At 63.4% G+C, this 19,495-nt stretch carries 18 protein-coding genes and 1 pseudogene; 1 reads left to right on the forward strand and 18 read right to left on the reverse strand.

All coding sequences use genetic code 11. From position 1 onward, the window contains the following. Nucleotides 1-151 precede the first annotated feature (151 nt). The 15 genes and pseudogenes from AAG821_RS02905 to AAG821_RS02975 all read right to left on the reverse strand — a co-directional run bounded on the left by AAG821_RS02905 (nucleotide 152) and on the right by AAG821_RS02975 (nucleotide 15,560). A complete protein-coding gene (locus tag AAG821_RS02905) occupies nucleotides 152-793 on the reverse strand; it encodes a hypothetical protein (RefSeq protein ID WP_341910343.1) in 642 nt (213 codons plus the stop codon). Between the two features lie 19 nt (nucleotides 794-812). Next, nucleotides 813-1,532 carry a tRNA (guanine(46)-N(7))-methyltransferase TrmB gene (locus AAG821_RS02910; RefSeq protein ID WP_341910342.1) on the reverse strand — a complete coding sequence of 240 codons (720 nt, stop codon included), beginning with the start codon at nucleotides 1,530-1,532 and terminating at the stop codon, nucleotides 813-815. A gap of 18 nt (nucleotides 1,533-1,550) precedes the next feature. Next, a complete protein-coding gene (metK, locus tag AAG821_RS02915; RefSeq protein WP_341910341.1) occupies nucleotides 1,551-2,765 on the reverse strand; it encodes a methionine adenosyltransferase in 1,215 nt (404 codons plus the stop codon). Between the two features lie 164 nt (nucleotides 2,766-2,929). Then, on the reverse strand, nucleotides 2,930-3,370 hold the full coding sequence (locus AAG821_RS02920) for a helix-turn-helix domain-containing protein (protein WP_341910340.1): 441 nt from the start codon (nucleotides 3,368-3,370) through the stop codon (nucleotides 2,930-2,932). A 69-nt stretch (nucleotides 3,371-3,439) separates the two neighbouring features. Continuing rightward, nucleotides 3,440-5,017, reverse strand: a complete 1,578-nt coding sequence (gene lnt / locus AAG821_RS02925) for an apolipoprotein N-acyltransferase (RefSeq protein WP_341910339.1) — start codon at nucleotides 5,015-5,017, stop codon at nucleotides 3,440-3,442. Between the two features lie 6 nt (nucleotides 5,018-5,023). After that, nucleotides 5,024-5,905 carry a hemolysin family protein gene (locus AAG821_RS02930; protein WP_341910338.1) on the reverse strand — a complete coding sequence of 294 codons (882 nt, stop codon included), beginning with the start codon at nucleotides 5,903-5,905 and terminating at the stop codon, nucleotides 5,024-5,026. A gap of 128 nt (nucleotides 5,906-6,033) precedes the next feature. Beyond that, a pseudogene (gene ybeY / locus AAG821_RS02935) lies at nucleotides 6,034-6,528 on the reverse strand (rRNA maturation RNase YbeY); the annotation flags it as partial. A 35-nt stretch (nucleotides 6,529-6,563) separates the two neighbouring features. Beyond that, complete coding sequence (locus tag AAG821_RS02940; RefSeq protein ID WP_341910337.1) at nucleotides 6,564-7,628, reverse strand: PhoH family protein; 1,065 nt, start codon at nucleotides 7,626-7,628, stop codon at nucleotides 6,564-6,566. 47 nt (nucleotides 7,629-7,675) lie between these two features. Beyond that, nucleotides 7,676-9,055 carry a tRNA (N6-isopentenyl adenosine(37)-C2)-methylthiotransferase MiaB gene (gene miaB, locus AAG821_RS02945; RefSeq protein ID WP_341910336.1) on the reverse strand — a complete coding sequence of 460 codons (1,380 nt, stop codon included), beginning with the start codon at nucleotides 9,053-9,055 and terminating at the stop codon, nucleotides 7,676-7,678. 301 nt (nucleotides 9,056-9,356) lie between these two features. After that, the gene (locus tag AAG821_RS02950) at nucleotides 9,357-9,677 is read right to left on the reverse strand and encodes a DUF3325 domain-containing protein (RefSeq protein ID WP_341910335.1); all 321 of its coding nucleotides are present in this window, start codon (nucleotides 9,675-9,677) and stop codon (nucleotides 9,357-9,359) included. Then, the gene (locus AAG821_RS02955) at nucleotides 9,674-11,149 is read right to left on the reverse strand and encodes a PepSY-associated TM helix domain-containing protein (RefSeq protein WP_341910334.1); all 1,476 of its coding nucleotides are present in this window, start codon (nucleotides 11,147-11,149) and stop codon (nucleotides 9,674-9,676) included. Before AAG821_RS02955 ends, AAG821_RS02950 begins: the two co-directional genes overlap by 4 nt. A gap of 14 nt (nucleotides 11,150-11,163) precedes the next feature. Then, entirely contained in the window at nucleotides 11,164-11,409 is a 246-nt protein-coding gene (locus AAG821_RS02960; protein WP_341910333.1) for a hypothetical protein, read from the reverse strand. A gap of 64 nt (nucleotides 11,410-11,473) precedes the next feature. Continuing rightward, complete coding sequence (locus tag AAG821_RS02965; RefSeq protein ID WP_341910332.1) at nucleotides 11,474-13,951, reverse strand: TonB-dependent siderophore receptor; 2,478 nt, start codon at nucleotides 13,949-13,951, stop codon at nucleotides 11,474-11,476. A 101-nt stretch (nucleotides 13,952-14,052) separates the two neighbouring features. Then, the gene (locus tag AAG821_RS02970; protein WP_341910331.1) at nucleotides 14,053-14,988 is read right to left on the reverse strand and encodes a FecR domain-containing protein; all 936 of its coding nucleotides are present in this window, start codon (nucleotides 14,986-14,988) and stop codon (nucleotides 14,053-14,055) included. 35 nt (nucleotides 14,989-15,023) lie between these two features. Further along, nucleotides 15,024-15,560: an RNA polymerase sigma factor gene (locus AAG821_RS02975; RefSeq protein WP_341910330.1), complete on the reverse strand. Its 537-nt coding sequence runs from the start codon at nucleotides 15,558-15,560 to the stop codon at nucleotides 15,024-15,026. Between the two features lie 113 nt (nucleotides 15,561-15,673). Between AAG821_RS02975 and AAG821_RS02980 the strand changes: the two genes are divergently transcribed. Beyond that, the gene (locus AAG821_RS02980; protein ID WP_341910329.1) at nucleotides 15,674-17,497 is read left to right on the forward strand and encodes a tetratricopeptide repeat protein; all 1,824 of its coding nucleotides are present in this window, start codon (nucleotides 15,674-15,676) and stop codon (nucleotides 17,495-17,497) included. Here AAG821_RS02980 and AAG821_RS02985 read toward each other — a convergent pair. From AAG821_RS02985 to AAG821_RS02995, 3 genes are all read right to left on the reverse strand, one after another. After that, the gene (locus AAG821_RS02985; protein ID WP_341910328.1) at nucleotides 17,494-18,327 is read right to left on the reverse strand and encodes a lysophospholipid acyltransferase family protein; all 834 of its coding nucleotides are present in this window, start codon (nucleotides 18,325-18,327) and stop codon (nucleotides 17,494-17,496) included. The genes AAG821_RS02980 and AAG821_RS02985 overlap by 4 nt on opposite strands. Nucleotides 18,328-18,366: 39 nt before the next feature. Continuing rightward, nucleotides 18,367-18,801 carry a Fur family transcriptional regulator gene (locus tag AAG821_RS02990; RefSeq protein WP_297685249.1) on the reverse strand — a complete coding sequence of 145 codons (435 nt, stop codon included), beginning with the start codon at nucleotides 18,799-18,801 and terminating at the stop codon, nucleotides 18,367-18,369. A gap of 134 nt (nucleotides 18,802-18,935) precedes the next feature. Next, on the reverse strand, nucleotides 18,936-19,364 hold the full coding sequence (locus tag AAG821_RS02995) for a MucR family transcriptional regulator (protein ID WP_341910327.1): 429 nt from the start codon (nucleotides 19,362-19,364) through the stop codon (nucleotides 18,936-18,938). Between the last annotated feature and the right edge of the window lie 131 nt (nucleotides 19,365-19,495).

A 19,495-nucleotide genomic window follows, 5' to 3' on the forward strand; every position in this document is an offset into this window, starting at 1 on the left:
GGACGGTTCTGCCCGGCAGAAACAAAAAATGGGCCAGCCGGCCCATGTCCTCTTCCCGATCCGACCATGGACCAGGCCAGCAATGTCGGACGCTGTTATAGCGGCAAATTCAGCCAATGCAAGGCTTTTGACCCCATTTCGGGCGGCCGGATCAAGGCCGATCCGGCCCCGCACCGGCGCCGGTTTCACCGGCCGGGCGCTGGACCACCCGGCGGGCCGAAAGCACCGAAAACACCCCGAGCAGCAGCCAGAACAGCAGATTGAGGGCCAGGCCGCGCCAGACCCCAAAGTCTGGGTCCGCAGCATCTCCGGGATCACCCCCCATTGCCCCGCCATCGGCCGGGCCATCGATGGTGCCGGCCAGCAGGGGCAGCAACAGCAGGGCCAGCCCACCCAGACGGCGCAGCCGGGGCGGTTTGCCGGTGTGCGGCCACCACAGCAGCCACAGGCCGGCGGCACTGACCGCCACGACGAAAAGCCAGAGCAGCGGCTGGCCGGGCGAGACCTGGCCCGGCACGGCATCGGACAGCACCAGCCAGGGCATCAGGGTCAGCACGAAATAGCCGGCCACGCCCCAGCCCAGACCGCGATGAATGCCAGGCTGCTTGTAGAGAAACACGATTTGCAGGACTAAACCGCCAAAAAACCCAAGCGCCACATGGCGGAACAGCAGAAAATCACCCTCGGCGACGCTCAATTCGGCCACCGGAGTCGTGGCCACCCGGGCAAACAACAGCCCCAGGGTGGCAAGCAATGCCGCCATGAAGGCGGCTGCCAGCAGGCGGAAGGGCATCACGGCCTCGTTCTGCGAGTCAAATCCGGCGCAGCCGATAGTAATGCGGGGTGCGGCCGGCGGCGATGGCCTTTTGCTCGTATTTGCTCGGCGGCCAGTCGGCCGGGCGCTGCAGCCAGTCGGCGCTGGTTTCTGCCTGCCAGTCAAAGCGTGGTTCCGCTAGGATATGGCGCAGCATCCAGCGCTGGTAATCCGGCACATCGGTGGCAACCCGCAGCTCGTCATCCGGCGCGATCAGCCGGGCCCAATCGGCCAGGGTGTCGGTATTCACGATGCGGCGCCACTGATGACGCTTCTTCGGCCAGGGATCGGGAAACAGCGTGAAGCCGCGCTGCACGGATGCGTCGGGCAACGCCTTGAGCAACAGCCGCGCATCGTCGGTGAGAATGCGGATGTTGTCGGCGCCTCCGGCTTCCACCTTTTCAGCAACCCGCATCACCAGCTTGGCGACGCCGTGTTCGTAGGGCTCGACGCCGAGGAAACCGATCTCAGGATGCTGCGCGGCCAGCGCAAACAGATGGCCGCCATCGCCGAAGCCGACCTCGACCCAGTAGGCCTTCATCGGTTTTGCAAACAGCGATGCGGGATCGAGCGTGACGCCCGGCGCGGGCAACGTGATGCTGAGGCGCGGCAGCCAGTCACCAAACGTGCTTTCGCGGGTGGGCGAAAGTTTACGGCCGCGCCGACGTCCAAAAATCAGACGTCGTGGCGCGGCCGCATCATCAGACTCGTCGGTCACGAAACCTCGTAGACGTCCTTAGCGGACGTTGAAGGCCGACTTCAGATCCTTGACCAGGTCGGTCTTCTCCCAGGAGAAGCCCCCGTCCTTTTCCGGCTTGCGGCCGAAATGGCCGTAAGCGGCGGTGCGGGCGTAGATCGGGCGATTGAGCTTCAGATGCTCGCGGATGCCGCGCGGGCTGAGCTTCACCAGCTCCTGCAGGATCTTGGAGATCTTGTTCTCGTCAGCCTTGCCGGTGCCGAAGGTGTCGACATAGACCGACAGCGGATAGGCGACGCCGATGGCGTAGGACAGCTGGATCAGGCACTTGTCGGCCAGACCGGCAGCCACCACGTTCTTCGCCAGATAGCGCGAGACATAGGCGGCCGAACGGTCAACCTTGGTCGGATCCTTGCCCGAGAAAGCGCCGCCGCCATGCGGGGCCGCGCCGCCGTAAGTGTCGACGATGATCTTGCGGCCGGTGAGGCCGCAATCGCCGTCCGGACCGCCGATCACGAAACGACCGGTCGGATTGACGTAGAAATGCTCGTCATCGCACATCCAGCCCTTCGGCATCACCTTCTGCACATAGGGCTTCACGATGCGCTTGATGTCGCCCGACTCAAGCTCGCGGCCCTTCTTGTCCTTGGCGGCATGCTGGGTCGAGACAACGATGGCGGTGGCGCCGGTCGGCTTGCCGTTCTTGTACAGCAGGGTGACCTGGCTCTTCGCATCGGGGCCGAGCAGCGGCTCCTTGCCGCTGTGGCGGACGGCGGCGAGCGCCGACAGGATGTTCTGCGACAGTTGCAGCGGCGCCGGCATCAGTTCCGGCGTTTCGTTGGTGGCGTAACCGAACATGATGCCCTGGTCGCCGGCGCCTTCGTCCTTGTTGCCGGCGGCATCGACACCAACGGCGATATCAGCCGACTGGCCATGCAGCAGCACGTCGATCTTGGCGGTCTTCCAGTGGAAGCCCTTCTGCTCGTAGCCGATCTTCTTGATGGTGGCGCGCGCCACCTCTTCGATCTTCTTCTTGTTCACCGCACCCGACTTCGACACCAGGCTCTTGGGGCCGCGCACTTCGCCGGCAATGACGACGCGGTTGGTGGTCGCCAGGGTTTCGCAGGCGACGCGGGCATAGGGGTCTTCCTTGAGGAAGAGATCCAGCACACCGTCAGAAATCTGGTCACAGACCTTGTCCGGATGACCTTCGGAAACCGATTCACTGGTAAACAGATAAGAAGAACGCGCCACGTTTTTATCTCCTCACGACCGCGCCAACCGGCCCGAAGCCTGCGTATCCCCGCACCGGTCGCTTGGCGCACGCCGGGATTGGGAAAACGCGAAAGTCCGGTTATTTCGCAGAGCTAGGGGCAGGGGTCAAGCGGAATGGCGTGATCGAATCGAGCCCGACCCGGTTACGCGGCGTCATCTTCGGCCGGCGGGGCGACCAAATCAGCATTCGGACCGTCATTCATGGCCCAGACCAGGTCGATGATCCGGCGCCGCAGGGCCTGCTGCCCCAGGCCGTGGAAGGCCCTCAGCAATTCTACATCTTCCCGCGTGAATGACGCCGTGGGGCTGTCGGCCGGCACGGCAGCGGCCAGCTGGCGGCCATCCCGGCTGGTCACCGGCTGGCCTTCCAGACCCTCGAAGAAATAGGCCGGCGGCACGCTCAGCAGCGTGGCGAACTGGTACAGCCGGCTGGCGCCGATGCGGTTGGCGCCTTTTTCGTATTTCTGGATTTGCTGGAAGGTCAGGCCAACCATCTGGCCCAGGCGGTCCTGACTCATGCCGACCATGGTGCGGCGCAACTTCAAACGGTTACCAACATGCACATCAACCGAGTTCTTCGGCACTGAACTGCCCTCTACTCTGTACGGAAATCACAATCACACTCTGGAATAAACCTGTCGCGACGCATGGGGTCAATGGCTTCTGGTCTTGCGATTGAATACAAACGCTGTGATCAGAATCACGATCGCGATGACGAGCAGAAGTGTGTCGCCGATACGCGCGTAGAATGGCCGCTGTGCCGTTGCGGCTGGCAGCGGGCCGTCGACGACGCCGACGGCATCAAGGCCAAGGCTGGCTGTGATCCGGCCATAGGGATCGACAATGGCACTGATGCCATTGTTGGCGGCACGCACCAGCGGCAGCCCCTGTTCCACCGCGCGGAACCGCGCTGCGGCAAGATGCTGGTGCGGCCCGGACGAACGGCCAAACCAGGCATCATTGGTGAGGTTCAGCAGCAGGCCGGCAGCCGGCACGGGACCATCCAGAACCTGCATCGATTCATCGGCGAAGATCGCTTCATAGCAGATCAGCACACGGGCAAATGGCAGGCCGGGAATGGCAATCGGCGACGCATCGCTGCCGGGCGAGAAATCGACCGCGCCGGCGGCCAGCGCATCAAGGCCCAGCGGCTTGAGGATGCTGCGAAATGGCAGATACTCGCCGAACGGCACCAGATGCACTTTGTCATACCGTGCGACGATCTCGGTATCGCTGGTCATGGCAAAGATGCTGTTGTAGATCAGCGCGCCGCGCGAGGCCGCTTCGCGTCTGGGCGCACCGGTGATCAGCACGGTGCCTGGCGCCAGCAGGCGGCCCAGCGCCGTGCGCAGGCCAACCTCTTCATCCAGCAGATAGGGGATCGCGGTTTCCGGCCAGATCACATGGGTGAGCGGTGTCTCGGCCGGCTGCAGACTCAGCGCGACATGCTGCTGCAGATGCTGCTGGCGCAGATCGTCACGCCATTTCAGGGTCTGCACGATGCTGGGCTGCACCAGACGCAGCTGCACACCCGGCGTCATGGCGATTTCGGCCGGCATGCGCAAGGCCGCAAGACCCATCGCGGCGGCAAACAGCAAGGGCAGCAGCAGGGCGAAACGCGCGCGCGGGACTGGCAGCAGGGCAATGGCAAGGCCGCTGGCCGCCAGCATGGTGAGCAGGCCAAGCCCCTGGGCGCCGATCAAAGCCGCAAGCTGCATGGCGGCCGGCCAGTCGCCCCAGATATAACCGACCAGATTCCATGGAAAGCCGGTGGCGACATGGCCGCGCAGCCACTCGCCAACCAGCCAGCCGAATGGCAGCAGCAGGAAATAGAGCACGCGGCGTTGGCCGGAAACCAGCCGCGCCAGCCAGACACCGGTGGCCGGAAAGGCCGCCAGCACCAGCGGCAGGCCGAGGATCGGCAGCGGCAGCAGCAGCGCGTATTTCTCGGCATCGACGAAAAAGGCGATGCCGATCCAGTAATGGCCGGCGACAAAATAGCCATAGGCGAAAGCGAACTGGGTGAAGAAGCTGCGCCGGCGAGCGGCGGCATCGGCTGCCATATCGGCATCGAGATGCAGCAGCGCAACGAAGGCCACGAAGGCCAGCGGCCACAGCGACACCGGCGCCTGCGCCCCGGCCAGCAGCACACCGAGCAGGATGGCAGCACCATAGCGGCGCCAGCCGCGCAGAGCCTGCCACGCGGCCAGGGCGGCGCACACAGCCTGCATCAGGACTTACACCGCATCAGCACTGGGCTGCGACACCAGCGTGCGGATACGCACGCGCTTCACCCGGCGCGGATCGGCTTCCAGCACCTCGAACGTCAGCCCGGCAGGATGTTCGATCTGTTCGCCGCGCAGCGGTACGCGACCGAGATGCGACACGATCAAGCCGCCAACGGTGTCGACATCCTCGTCCTTCTCAGGATCGAGCAGCGCATGGCCGATCTTTTCTTCCAGATCCTCGATCGGACAGCGGCCAAGTGCCTCGAACACGCCATCCGCGCGCTGGATCAGCATGCCGCCGGCCGCCACGTCATGTTCGTCATCGATCTCGCCGACGATCTGCTCGACCAGATCCTCGATGGTGACCAGGCCATCGAGGCCGCCATATTCATCCACCACGATCGCCATATGCACGCGCGTGTCGCGCATCTCGCGTAGCAGTTCGAGCACCGGTTTCGACGGCGGCACCACTAGCAGCTTGCGTAATACTTTTTCCAGCGAAAAGTTGCTGCGGGCACCAGACAGATAGGGCAGCACATCCTTCACGTGGATCATGCCGATCACATCATCCAGCGTGCCGCGATAGATCGGCAGGCGGGAATGCTCGGCATCCACCAGGGTCTTCACCAGCTTGTCGAATTCGATCTCCGCCGGCACGGCGATGATATCGGTGCGCGGCACGCGGATTTCACCGACCCGCAGCTCGCCCACTTCCAGAACATTGCGCAGCAAGGCGCGCTCCGCCGTTTCCTCCGGCGTGGCGCTGTCATCGGCGTGCTCTTCCAGCAATTCCTCGATGCTGTCGCGCAAGGACTCGTCGTTGCGGCCACGCAGCAGCGACAGCAGCCGGCGCCAGAATGTGCCGGAGCCGTTTTCGCGGGTCTCGCTCATCGCGCCGACACCTTCTTCTTCACCTTTGTCTTGGCGCGCTTGGGCGCGGCCTGCTTTTTCACAGCGGATTTTTTCTTGGCTGGCGCCTTTTTGGCCTTGGGGCGGGCCGGCTTCGACGGTGCGATTTTATAGGGATCGGCAATCCCCATGGTTGCCAGGATCGCCGTCTCCAGCGGCTCCATCGCCTCGGCCTGGTCATCGTCCATATGATCGTAACCCAGCAGATGCAGCACGCCATGCACCGTCAGATGCGCAACATGATCGGCAAAGACCTTCTTCTGCTCCCGTGCTTCGCGCTTGCAGGTGGCAAGCCCAAGCGCGATATCGCCCAGATAGGCCGGCGGCTTGGCCGGATCAATGGCGGATTCCGCCGGGAAGGACAGCACATTGGTCGGCTTGTCCTTGGCGCGCCAGCCGGCATTGAGCTTGCGCATCTCGGCATCATCGGTGAGCAGGATGCTCAGCCCGGTCCTGGCCGGTTTCCCTTTCGCCGGGACCGGCAACTCGGCCTTCAGGGCCGCCAGCACCGCACGGCGGATGGCCGCCCCGGGGTTGGGCAGGGCCGCACGCCAGGCGCTGCTGGCAATGCGGATATCAATCTCGATACTGGAACCGTCGGGCATGATGCAGGGCTTTGTGGCAAATTCGGCGGCTCAATTCAACGGCGAGGACGCCCTGCGGCATCCGGGCGGGTCAAACCAAGCTCCTGTTCGTGTTGCGAATAGGCCCGCACGATCTTGGTGACCAACGGGTGGCGCACCACGTCGGCCTCGCCGAAGCGCACGAAGGCGATGCCTTCGACACCCTCCAGGATATCCAGCGCATGGCGCAGGCCCGACGGCACCCCGATCGGCAGGTCGATCTGCGACATATCGCCGGTGACCACCAGGCGCGAATTCTCGCCCAGGCGGGTGAGCAGCATCTTCATCTGCACCGGCGAGGTATTCTGCGCTTCGTCCAGGATGACAAACGCATTCGCCAGCGTGCGGCCGCGCATGAAGGCCAGCGGCGCGACTTCCACTTCACCGCTTTCCAGGCCCTTGGCCACCCGTTCGGCCGGCAGCATGTCATAGAGCGCGTCATACAGCGGGCGCAGATAGGGATCGATCTTGTCGCGCATGTCGCCCGGCAGGAAGCCGAGCCGTTCGCCGGCTTCCACGGCGGGTCGTGAAAGGATAATGCGGTCGACGCGACCTTCCAGCAGGAAGTTCACCGCCATGGCAACCGCAAGATAGGTTTTACCGGTGCCGGCAGGCCCGAGGCCGAAGACCAGTTCGTGCTTCTGCAAAGCATCGAAATAGACCTTCTGGGTGTGCGAACGCGGCAGGATGATGCGCTTTTTGGTGCGCACCGCGCCGTCTGGGATCGGCCGGTCATCGCGGATCAACTCGGCCTTGTCGCGCAGTTTTGCCGTCACCGGAGCATTCATTGGACCTCCCTGGGTCATACGGATCGCACCATCGACATCGCCCATTTCGATCTCGGTGCCGGTTTCCAGCCGGCGATAGAGATCGGTCAGCACTTTCTTGGCCTGCGCCTGCGCATCCACCGGCCCGCTGATCATCAGCCGGTTGCCGCGCGAGGCCACCGCCACGCCGATGCGTTCCTCGATGCGCGCCAGATGGCGATCATGTTCGCCAAACAGCAGCGCCAGCAGGCGGTTGTTATCGAAATCGAGAATGACCGGTTGCCCGGCAGTATCCGAACCGCGCGTATCGCTCACAGGCTTCAGCCTCGTTGCTTCCAAAAGATCTGTCTGCCGCGCCCGCGTCACGCGGCCTCGCGCCGGGCGATCTCGCCGGCGAGGGAATTGGCATAGCCGCCGGTGATCGTCACCGGCAGGAAATCGCCGATCCGCAGCGAGGGATCGGACACATAGATGGCCTGCAGATACTGCGAGCGGCCGATCAACTGGCCCGGCAGCTTGCCCGGACGATCGAACAGCACATCCAGCACGCGGCCTTCGCAGGCCCGATTGAAGGCTGCCGACTGTTCCTGCAGCAGGGCCTGCAGGGCGTAGAGCCGCTCGCTGCTCACGGCATCCGGCACCTGCCGAGCCAGCAGGCTGCCCGGCGTGCCCGGACGGGCGGAATACTTGAACGAGTAGCCGGCGGCATACCGCGCCGCGCGCACGAGTTCGAGTGTCTGTTCAAAATCGGTATCACTCTCGCCGGGGAAGCCGGTGATGAAATCGCCGCTCAGCGCAATATCGGGGCGCGCAGCACGCAGCTTCTCGACGATGCGCAGATAGTCCTCGGCACGATGGCCGCGATTCATCGCCTTCAGCACCGCATCGGATCCGGCCTGGATCGGCAGATGCAGGAAGGGCATCAGGCCGGCCACCTCGCCATGGGCGGCGATCAGGTCGTCATCCATCTCGCGCGGATGCGAGGTGGTGTAGCGCCAGCGCAGCTGCGGATGTGTTTTCGCAAAGCGGTCGTTGAGCACGCGCAGCAGGCGGCCGAGCGACCAGGCGCCGCCATCCAAGCCCTCGCCGTGCCAGGCATTCACATTCTGCCCCAGCAGGGCGATTTCGGTGACGCCGGTGGCGACCAGGCGATCGGCCTCGGCGATCACGGCCTGCGCGGGCCGCGAATATTCCGCGCCGCGCGTATAAGGCACGACGCAGAAGGTGCAGAACTTGTCGCAGCCTTCCTGGATCGCGAGATAGCCCACCGGGCCCGGTGCCGTGCTGATTTCGTCAGGCAGGTGATCAAATTTGGAATCGACCGGAAAATCGGTGGCGAGAATGCCGCGACCGCCGGTGCCCTTGACCCGGGCGCGTTCGGCGCGCGCCAGCAGTTCGGGCAGCTGGTGATAGGCCTGGCTGCCGACCACCAGATCGACAAAGGGCGCGCGGTTGATCAGCTCGGCGCCTTCGGCCTGGGCCACGCAGCCGGCCACCGCAATGGTGACATCGCCGCCGCGCGCCTGGGCGGCATGCTTGCGGATGCGCCAGTGGCCCAGCTCGGAGAAGACCTTTTCGGCGGCTTTTTCGCGGATATGGCAGGTATTGATGATCACCATGTCGGCGTCATCGGGCGTTTCGGTCTTGGCGTATCCCAGCGGGGCCAGCACATCCGCCATGCGGGCGGAGTCATACACGTTCATCTGGCAGCCGTGGGTCTTGATGAACAGCTTCTTGGCCAAATCCGGGTTTCAGCGGGACGGCCTGCCAGGTGGAGTTCGGCGGCGCCCCAGACGCTCCTGTAAGTAAATGACGACCGAATCCGAGGGTATCACCCGAATCGCCACAAGAAAAGCGAAAGCACGCCCATCCGAGCCAGGCGTCACAGATTCTTCACAGGAATTTCAATGAGTTAAATATTCAGCCCGGTGAAAGGGTTGGGGACCGGACGCTGCTGGCTGGCTGGCTGGTCTGGAAGCGGCGACGCTCCCCGGGGGCTGGCTGGCGGGTCTGGAAAACCGGGTCACATCCGGTCCCTGTCCATTATGACGAATGAGACCGGCGATTCTTCACCGAACGACGCAAAAAAATTTCGGCCCGGCCCAAGCTTGGCAGCATGAATACCAGCAACAAGCCCGTCGCGGTCAACAGACCCAACCAGGCCACCGGACCGATTTTCCAGTCCCAGATCGATCCGCAAAGCAGAAAAGACAGAGCAAGCATGAGACTGCCGCCGAAGCGCAGCATGATCTGGCGTCGCCTGCCCGGTGCGGTTTCCCAGAGCTGGCGATGATGGCGGGGCATGGCAAAACAGAGCGCGGCAAAGCCCGCAAGCGCACAGAATGTAGCGAGTAGCATCATCATGCGCCGGACCGTCGCTGCAGATAGAGAGCAAGCGCACCACAGAGCAGGCCGCTGCCCAGCAGACCCAGATCAATACCGGCCATCGACCAGTCGCCGGCAGGCAGGCTGACCAGCAGATGGTGGCCTGTGGTGAGGGCATTCAGCACCGGCAACAGCATGAACAGCGCCGCCGCCGTCCAAAACTGCTCGCGCCAGGCTTTGACTTCCGGCCGCAACGCGGCATGCAACAGCGTAAAGGCCCAGGACATGAAGAAGCACAACCCCTCTCGGTCAGCACGGTCGGCAAGTTGCAGCGGCAATAGACGGTTGGCCCAGAAAAACACGGCAACGGCCACCAGCAATCCGGCGATGGCCGCGATGTTGAGCCGGCCGACCAGATGAAGGCCGAAGTGAACTGCGCCCTTCCGGCGGCGGGCAACCAGCCAGAGTACCAGGCCGGTCGCCACCATGGCGCTGCCGGCGAGCCCTGACGCGAAGAACAGCCCACGTAACGCTGGACCGCCGAAACGGCCGAGATGCAAACCATACATCGCGCGTTCGGTTGCAGCCGGCCAGGACAGATTGTCGTCTGTTTCCAGCAGGGCACTGCTGACGCCGTCGAACACCATGCGGCCGCGGTAATGCGACACATGGTCGTCATCGGCGGCAATCAGTTCGATCCGCGCATTGGCATCGCCTGGCCGGTAGATGTTGATACGACCGACGGCTGCGCCCTGCCAGCGCGCTTCCGCCTGCACCAGCAGCGGCGCCAGATCGATCAGCGGTGCAGGCACGCCGGCAGGCGGCGGCGGCGCAATGCCGCGCGAGGCCTCGGCCTGGAAAGCCGCGCGATCATTGGCATAAGCGCGATCTAATCCCCAGGGCAGATAAAGAAACATCAGGGTCAGCAGCCCGGTGTATGTGATCATCAGGTGATAGGGCAGCGCCAGCACCGCGGTCGCATTATGCGCATCGAGCCAGGAGCGCTGCGCCTTGCCCGGACGGAAGGTGAAGAAATCGGCGAAGATGCGACGATGCGTGATCACGCCACTGATGATCGCCACCAGCATGGCCATGGCGGCGACGCCAACGATGATACGGCCGACAGCGCCCGGCATCTGCAGATCGAAATGGAAGTAGTAGAAGAAATCACCGCCATGAGTATCGCGCACCCTGGCCGGCTGGCCGCTGGCAGCATCCAGCATGACGCGCTGGAAGCGCGGCGCGCCATGGTCGCGCCACAGTGCGACATGCGTTGCTGAACCGCGCGTACCGGGCAGATCGATCAGCCAGCGGCTGGCGCCCAGTCCGGTTTGACGCAGATACTGCATGGCACTGAGGGCTGCGATATCGGCAGTGTTTGCGGTGCGATGCAGTTCAGGCCGCATCCATTGCGAAATCTCGGGGCGGTAATAACTCATGGTGCCAGTGAGGAAGATGGCAAACAGCAACCAGCCGAGTAACAGGCCACTCCAGGTATGCAGGGCTGCCATGGCTTTCCGCATGCTCAACGGCCCGTCAGTACAAGCGTGCCGAGCATCGCCACAGCAAGAGCGAAGCCGACAAGCATGCGGCGCAGGGATATGGCCGCAAAGGCCCAGATCGCCGTGCCGGCGCTGACGGCAAAAGCGCTGACCGTGCCGACCAGCACGGCATCGGCACGCGAACCCGGCCACCAGTCGACGACAGCAAGCGTCCACAACATCCCCAGCAGATAGCTGCCTGCGATGGTCACAAGGATGCGAAGAGTCAAGCCAAGGCGCTGGGGCAAGTGATGCCATGCGGCAGCGGCCAAAGCCGCCGCCGCATTCCTTCCGTTACCAACTGTATTTCAGCGACGCAAAGATGGTCCGCCCGGTGCCGTAGTAGCAGCGTACCGCGGCCGAACAGGCCGAGACATATTCCTTGTCGAATAGGTTGGTCGCCGTCAGACCGGTCTTCCAGCCCTGGAGGGAAGGATTAAGGCTGGCGAGATCGTAGCGCAGCGACGCGTCGACCAGCGTGAAATCCGGCACCATGAAGCTGTTTGCGGGGTCGCCGGCGGTTTCGCCGACATAGCGTACACCACTGCCTAGACCCAGGCCGCGCAGCGTGCCGCTGGAGAAGGTGTAATCGAGCCACAGCGAGGCGGCGTGTTCGGGAATCTTGGCCGGCTCCTTGCCAAGCAGCGGCACGGTGCCGCCGCTGAGTGTGGTGGTGGTCGCCTGGCTGGCCGTGACTTCGGCGTCCAGATAGGTGTAGGCGGCGGTCACATTCAGGCCGTTGACGAGGCTGGCCTTGCCTTCAAGCTCCAGGCCACGCGTGGTGACCTCGCCGGTCTGGATCACATATCCCGCGCGGGCCGGGTCGCTTGCCGTCACGTTGCTGCGCACGAGATCGAAGACCGACGCAGTGATGAAGCTGTTGTAGCCCGGCGGCTGGTATTTGACGCCGAATTCCTGCTGCTGCCCTTCGCTCGGCTTGGCTAGGATGCCTGGGCTGAGGAAACTGCCCACCGTGGGATCGAAAGACTCGGTATAGCTGATATAGGGCGAAATACCGCTGTCGAAGGCATACATCAATGCACCGCGCTTGGTGAAGGCGCCATCGCGCTGCGTGCTCATGGTGCGCGTCAGCTCGTTATGGGTCTGGCTGTTCGCCCAGTCCTGCCGCAGGCCGAGCAGCACGATCCAGTTTTCGTATTTCATCTGGTCCTGCGCATAGAGGCCGTTCTGCTCAGCGCGCGTGTTGCTCTTCTGATAGGTGCCGGGCGAGAAGGTCTGATAGTAGACCGGCGCATAGATGTTCAGCGTCGGCGCCGTGGATTGCAGGACGCGGTTTGTGTCGTTCATCAACACCTGGTTGTCCATGCCCGCCAGCACGGTGTGCTTGACACCTGCGGTATCGAATTTAGCCTGCGCCTGGTTGTCGATGGTGAAATCATCGGAATGCTCGATCATGCCGAACGCTTGGCGGTTGGCGGTGATCTGGTTGGCCTGCATCGTGCTGATATAGACGCCTTTATAATCCAGCGTGTTGTGCATGTAGCGGGCGTTCTGACGTACCGTCCAGGTGTCGTTGAATGTATGTTCCAGCACATAACCGACCGCATAATTCTCGCGATCCCACTGCATGTAATTTGGATCGCCACCAAAGAAGTTGCTCGGCAGATGGTTTCCGTTCGCGCCGGGCAGCACGGTGCCGCGCGCTGGCAACCAGTTCAGCGCCGATCCTCCGAAATCATCGTTCTGATAGCGCGTCAGGAAGGTAAGCGACGTATCATCGCTGGGCCGCAGCGTAATAGCGGGTGCAATGGCAACCCTCTTACGGTCAGAAAAATCGGTCTGTGTTTCGGTATCAAAGGCCAGGCCGGTCAAACGATAGAGAACCTTGCCGCCTTCGTCATAGCGTTCGCTGATGTCGAAGCTGGCCTGCATGCGATTATAGCTGCCGGACTGAACCTCGACTTCGTGAAACGGCGTCTCGGTCGGCCGCTTGCTCAACATGTTGACGATACCGCCCGGCGTGCTCTGGCCATACAGCACCGAGGCCGGGCCCTTCAGCACTTCGACGCGTTCGAAGAAGAACGGGTCGAAGCCGGCGGCCACATAGCCGGCGCCGCCGATGCGCAGCCCATCGATATATTCGTTCGATGATGCACCGCTGGTACCATCACCGCCGAAACCGCGGATAGACGTGCTGTCGCCACCATAACCGCTGGAATCGCCCATGGTGCCTGCGCGCACACCGGCGGTGTAGCCCAGTGCATCACCCAGCGTGCGGGCATTGCGGATATCCATCTCGTCACGCGTAACCACCGAGACCGATTGCGGTGTCTCGTTCAGCGGTGTGTCGGTCTTCGTGGCGCTGACAGCGCGGGTGGCGACATAGCCATCGACCTGACCATAGGCGGATTCGATGCGGGGCGTACTGCCCTGTACCACCACCGGCGGCAGCACGGCGGCGCCGCTGCTGTCCGGTGGCAGTTCGACCAATGTGACCGTGTTGGGTCCGGTGACGCGATAGGTCAGGCCGCTGCCTGCCAGCAGACGCGCCAGAGCTTCAGGGGGGGTTAAGCTGCCCTGTACGACAGTCGAGGTCTTGCCCTGCGCCATGGCGGCGGGATAGCCGACCTGCCAACCGGAATTGCGCGCGAAGGTATCAAGGGCCGCATTCAAAGGCTGGGCTGGAATGTTGAACTGCTGCTGGGCCGGCTGGGCCTGACCACTCTGGGCTTGCAGCGGTCCACTATTGATCGTTGCCGTAAAAGCCAGTGTGCCGAGCAGCAAAACCGCCTGCCGCGAAAATCCACGCATACTGAAATCCCCCAGTCCATATTTACGCAAACGCCTCGCATTTGCATGCTCAGGGCCGAGACGTGCGTGGAGACGGGAACCTGAAGCACTTTCTGAAAAAATTAGCGGGACAGGATCAGGAGCATGCCGGCATAGCTCGCCACTTGCGCTCCGGTAGCAGCGGCAAGAGCGGCTACCACTTCCGGTGGGTTATTCAGGCGATAGCTGCCAGAGACCCTGAGCCCGGTCAGGTCGTCACCCCGGACCCAGATTTGCCCGCCCCAATAGCGATCAAGCTGCGCCACCACATCGCCCAACGGCCGGTTGGTGAAAACCAGGCGACCATCGGCCCAGGCAAAGTCGTCGGCCTCATCCAGCATCTTGGCCCCTTCTGCAGCAACGCCAATGGTGGCGCTATCCCCGGCACGCAGCACCATGGGTGCAGCTTTGTCGGCGCCACCGACCAGCACGACGCCCTCGCGTACTGCTACCGCCGTATCGCCATCGCGACCAAGCGTAACGCTGTAAACAGTGCCAAGCGCCTGGGCCGTCACGCCCCGCGCCGTCACGATGAAGGGCCGCGCCTTATCCGGCTGTACATCGGCCAGCACGCGGCCACGCTGCAGTGTGACGCCGCGCGTCTTGGCGCTGTAATCGATATCGACAGCACTGCCAGCATCGAGCAGCAGCAATGAGCCATCCTCCAGCGTCACACGCTGGGGCAACCCGGCGCCGGCCACGTGATCGGCTGTGAGTGTCACAATGGCACCACTGAGATGAAGCGTGCCGCCGATACCAATCAGCAGCAGGGCCACTGCAGCGATGCGGCGCAACATGCTGGTCATGCGACGTGGCGCTGCCGCGCTGGCAAACAGCGCCGCTGCCAGGTCAGGATCATCCCACAAAGCCACGACGCGCGCATAGGCGGCGGCATGGGCTGGATCGGCTGCCTGCCAGAGAGCGAAGGCGGCCTGCGTTTCGGCATCCACAGTGCCACGCAGTCGCGCGAACCAGTCGGTGGCCTGCTGCTGCAAGGTTTGGGTATCGGGGGCGGACATATCCATATGACGTGCGGGGCTGGTCAAACCTGAAGTCAGGCGGAATCGATCGAGAGGCAGTGCTTCAGCGCCAGGGCCAGATCCTTGGCAATCGTTCGCTCGCTGACACCGAAACGCTGCGCGATTTCCGCCTGGCCGAGACCATGAATGCGATGCAGGACCAGCACCTGACGCGCCCGCTCGGGCAGCCCGGCCAGGGCCGCCTGGAAGCGTCGCACCCGATCTCGGTCCAGCAGGCGGGTTTCAGGCGATGGATCTGTGGTCGGAACCGCCGCAATAACGGCATCCAGCGTGGCGCCGGCACGCGGATGCACCACTGCGCGCACCTTCTGTTTTCGTAAATGATCGAAGGCCAGGTTGCGGGCGGTCTGATAGAGGAAGGGCTGCAGGTGTTCGATCTCACCGGTTTGCGCCGCAACCGCGACTTTCAAATAGGCATCTTGCGCCAGATCCTCCGCCACATGGCGGTCGCCGGTCAGTCGCGCCAGCAACCGCACCAATGTGCTGCGCTGGTTGGCAAACAGCGTTGCAAACTGCGCCCGCAAGCCGGCTGATGCGATATCGTCGGCCACGTCGCCTCCGTGAGAATGCATTTCATGTTATTCCAATTGAGAATAATTCGCAATATTCACACCCAAGCCGTATAAGGTCGCCTTAACCCACGCCGCCTAGTTTGCCTGCAGCCATGACCGTGCTTCCGCCCGACGATGCCAACCGCCTGCAGGCCGCCATTGCGCTGCATACCGGCAATCGCCCGGCCGAGGCGATTGCCGCCTATCAGGACTTTCTGCAGCGCCAACCTGCGCATAGCGGGGCACTGCGGCTGCTCGGCCTGCTGCTGGGCCAGCAGCAGCGTCATGCCGAGGCGCTGGGCTGCTATGACCGCGCGCTGGCGATCGATGCCACGGAACCCAAGCTGCATCTGTCGCGCGCACTGAGCCTGCGTGCGCTGGGTCGGCTGGAGGACGCGCTGGCAGCCTTTGATGCGGCCCTGAAACGCGCGCCGGAGAATCCAGCCATGCTGGCCGAGCGCGCGGTGCTGCTGTTCGATCTGGGCCGCCATACCGACGCGCTGCCCGGGCTCGATATCGCCACCGCGCAGTCTCCCGGTCGCGTCGATCTTGCCGTGGCACGACATTTCTCGGCCGGCATGCTGTGCCGCTGGAACGATGCAGAGGCGGCCACCGTACAGGCCCTGCTGAATGCGGCACAGGATGGCGGCGGTGGGGATGCGGGCAACACGGTGAATCCGTTTCCACTGGTGTTCTTCACCGAAGATCCGGCGCTGCAGCGGCGCTGGGCCGAACGGCGGGCCGCGCAGATTGCGCAGAGCCAGGCGATCAGCCTGCCGCCGCCAGCCTGGCCGCAACCTGCGAACACCCAGCCCATCCGCGTGGGCTATCTGAGCCAGGATTTCCGCAACCACGCGGTCGGCCATATCATGCCCGAGCTTTTCGAGCTGCACGATCGCACGCGTTTCGACATTGCCCTGCTCTCCACCGGCGACGATGATGGCAGTGGGATTCACCGGCGCTATCGCGCCATTCCCGGCTTCTGCGATCTGGCCGGCAGCGATCATGCAACGCTGGGCCGCCGTATCCGCGATATGCAGATCGATATCCTGGTCGACCTGCAGGGCTACACCACCGGCAGCTTCGCGCATCTGCTGGCCCAGCGACTGGCGCCGATCCAGATCGATTGGATCGGGTTTCCCGGCACCATGGGCGGCCGCCTGAATGTCGACTACATCATGGCCGATGCACAGGTGATCCCGCAGGATGCAGACAGGCATTACAGCGAGCAGGTGATCCGCCTGCCGCATTGCTATCAGCCGAATAACCGCCAGCGCGTGGTGGGCGAACCCAAGTCACGCGCAGATTATGGCCTGCCCGAGAATGCCCCTGACAAAGCAATTGTCTTTGCCTGCTTCAATCGCCCGGTGAAAATCCGCAAACCCATCTTCACGGCCTGGATGGATATTCTGCGGGCTGTGCCGGACAGCGTCTTGATGCTCTATGTGCCGGCAGACGAGGCGCGCGACAATCTGCGCCGTGAAGCGCAGCACTGCGGCATCGCTGCGGACCGGCTGGTCTTTGCCGGCACCTTACCGCAGGAAGAGTATCTGGCGCGCTATCGTGCCGTCGACCTGGTGCTCGACACCTTCCCCTATGGCTCGCATTCCACCGCCAGCGACTGCCTCTGGGCCGGCTGCCCGCTGCTGACACTGACCGGCGAGACCTTTGCCTCCCGCGTGGCCGGCAGCATCCTGCAGGCGGTTGGCCTGCCCGATCTGGCCATGACGCGGCTGGAAGACTATGTGGCCATGGCCATCCGGCTCGGCACGGATCGCACAGCCCTGGCGGCACTGCGCAAACGCCTGCAGGGCAATCTGGCTGCCGCACCACTCTTCGATACCCCGCGCATGACGCGCGATGTCGAGGCGGCCTATCAGGCCATCTGGGACATGCACTGCCGCGGCGAGGCGCCGCGCGCCGTTACGCTGCTTTAGGCGTGGTGATGGGCCGCGCCCGGCAAGGGCTTGGGCAGGCTGCGCTGGCCCGGTTCGCGGCCGGCATTGATGTCGCTCAGGCCTTCCAGCACACGCTGGTGGCACCAGGCCGCGAGGCCCTTGCGCGAGTTGAACTGCTCGATCGTCACCGGCTGATGGAATTCGACCACCACTTCGCAGGGGCCGACCTTGAGGAAGCGCCACAGATGCGGCAGCAGATCCTCGTCGCCGACCCAGGCGAACAGTCGCATCCAGCGGCGGCCGACCGGCATGTGGTTGAGCCGCGCATAGCCGATCGACACCGGCTGCACGGTCAGCTGCGGCTTGCCCACCGGACGTTCGGCAGCAGCAAAGAACGCCGACTTGAAACTGTGGATGCGCAGGCCATCCGATGATGTGCCCTCCGGGAACAGGATCAGGCTGTCGCCCTTGCTGAGCCGCTCCACCATCTCGTCGCGATGCTCGGCGGTGCGGTGGCGTTTTTCACGCTCGACGAACACCGTGCGCTGCAGGCGGGCCAGGGTGCCGAAGAAAGGCCAGGTGCCGACTTCGCGCTTGGCGATGAAGCTGACATTGGGCATCGCCGCCGACAGCACGATGATGTCGAGCCAGGAGATATGATTGCTGACGAACAGCGTGGGCGCTGCTGCCGAGGGCACGCCGACCTTGCGGATCGTCACCTGCATCATCCAGGCGACGGTGCGATGATAGAAATGCGGCAGGGTCCGCATCATCGGCGAGCCGAGGCGGATCAGCAGCATCTGCACGGGAATCAGCAGCACCGTCCAGAACAAGAAAACGATGAGGATGAAGACGGCTCGGGCGGTCATGAACAGGGAACAATCATCGGAAGGCGGCAGACATCAGGCTCAGGCCTTGCCCTTCTTGCCGTCCTTGTCATCCAGCGGAACGCCGAACAGTTCAAGCCGGTGATCGACCAGACGATAGCCCAGCCGCGCAGCGATCTTCTCCTGCAGGGCTTCCAGTTCCGGGTCGTTAAATTCGATGATCTTGCCCGAACGGGTATCGATCAGATGGTCGTGATGCGATTCCGGCATCTCTTCATACCTGGCGCGGCCATCGCCGAGATCGAGACGGCTGAGAATGCCGTTCTCCTCGAACATGCGCACGGTGCGATACACGGTGGCAATCGAGATGCGCGGATCGACCGCGACAGAGCGGCGGTGCAATTCTTCCACATCGGGATGATCATGCGATGCACTCAAGACCCGGGCGATTACGCGCCGCTGGTCGGTCATCCGCATACCAAGCTGTTCGCAGAGTTGTTCGAGGCGGCTGCTCATGCGCCGAACGCCTTCTTTTGTGAATGAGAATCCCTGTCAGAACGATCCGCAAGAATCGCCGGCGCAGTCTAGCATGCCTGTTGCGCCGATGGAACGCGCTGGCGACCCGCTACAACAAAGGCTTAGCCCCTGGCTCACCGGCGACGGCGGCCCTTGCCCAGGCCGATCTTGCGGGCCAGAACCTGGCGGTGGATGGCATAGTTCGGCGCCACCATCGGGTAGTCCGGCGGCAGGCCCCAGCGTTCGCGATACTCTTCCGGCGTCAGCTTGTAATGGCTCATCAGGTGACGCTTGAGCATCTTCAGCTTCTTGCCGTCTTCCAGGCAGACAATGTAGTCGGGCATCACCGACTTCTTGATCGGCACCGCCGGTGCCGGCAGCTCGGCATTGCCTGTGGTCCCGGTCAGGGCTGGCGCCGTGCCGTCGATGCCGGCCAGCGTGCCGTAGATCTGGCGGATCAGGGCCGGCAGGTCGGCGGTCTCGACCCTGTTGTTGGAGACATGGGCGGCCACGATCTCGGCCGTCAACGCCAGCAGTTCGGACCGGTCTGCGGTATTGGCCATGGCGGGCTCCCGACTATTCGCAGATGAAATTCTGTTGAATGCCCAAGTATATAAGGGCGCAGACCACCAAATCCAGCGAAGCGGCACTGTATTAAAGCGTGTCTGGCCGGCCTTGCTTCAATTTATACTTT

This window comes from Ferrovibrio terrae (genome assembly GCF_943372915.1).
GTDB lineage: Bacteria > Pseudomonadota > Alphaproteobacteria > Ferrovibrionales > Ferrovibrionaceae > Ferrovibrio > Ferrovibrio terrae_A.

What these genes read in the sequence shown, in the direction of transcription:
- AAG821_RS02905 (WP_341910343.1), bottom strand. Translation starts at nt 793, where the DNA reads ATGCCCTTCCGCCTGCTGGCAGCCGCCTTCATGGCGGCATTGCTTGCC.
- lnt (WP_341910339.1), bottom strand. Translation starts at nt 5,017, where the DNA reads ATGCAGGCTGTGTGCGCCGCCCTGGCCGCGTGGCAGGCTCTGCGCGGC.
- AAG821_RS02930 (WP_341910338.1), bottom strand. Translation starts at nt 5,905, where the DNA reads ATGAGCGAGACCCGCGAAAACGGCTCCGGCACATTCTGGCGCCGGCTG.
- AAG821_RS02950 (WP_341910335.1), bottom strand. Translation starts at nt 9,677, where the DNA reads ATGATGATGCTACTCGCTACATTCTGTGCGCTTGCGGGCTTTGCCGCG.
- AAG821_RS02955 (WP_341910334.1), bottom strand. Translation starts at nt 11,149, where the DNA reads ATGGCAGCCCTGCATACCTGGAGTGGCCTGTTACTCGGCTGGTTGCTG.
- AAG821_RS02965 (WP_341910332.1), bottom strand. Translation starts at nt 13,951, where the DNA reads ATGCGTGGATTTTCGCGGCAGGCGGTTTTGCTGCTCGGCACACTGGCT.
- AAG821_RS02970 (WP_341910331.1), bottom strand. Translation starts at nt 14,988, where the DNA reads ATGTCCGCCCCCGATACCCAAACCTTGCAGCAGCAGGCCACCGACTGG.
- AAG821_RS02980 (WP_341910329.1), top strand. Translation starts at nt 15,674, where the DNA reads ATGACCGTGCTTCCGCCCGACGATGCCAACCGCCTGCAGGCCGCCATT.
- AAG821_RS02985 (WP_341910328.1), bottom strand. Translation starts at nt 18,327, where the DNA reads ATGACCGCCCGAGCCGTCTTCATCCTCATCGTTTTCTTGTTCTGGACG.
- AAG821_RS02990 (WP_297685249.1), bottom strand. Translation starts at nt 18,801, where the DNA reads ATGAGCAGCCGCCTCGAACAACTCTGCGAACAGCTTGGTATGCGGATG.
- AAG821_RS02995 (WP_341910327.1), bottom strand. Translation starts at nt 19,364, where the DNA reads ATGGCCAATACCGCAGACCGGTCCGAACTGCTGGCGTTGACGGCCGAG.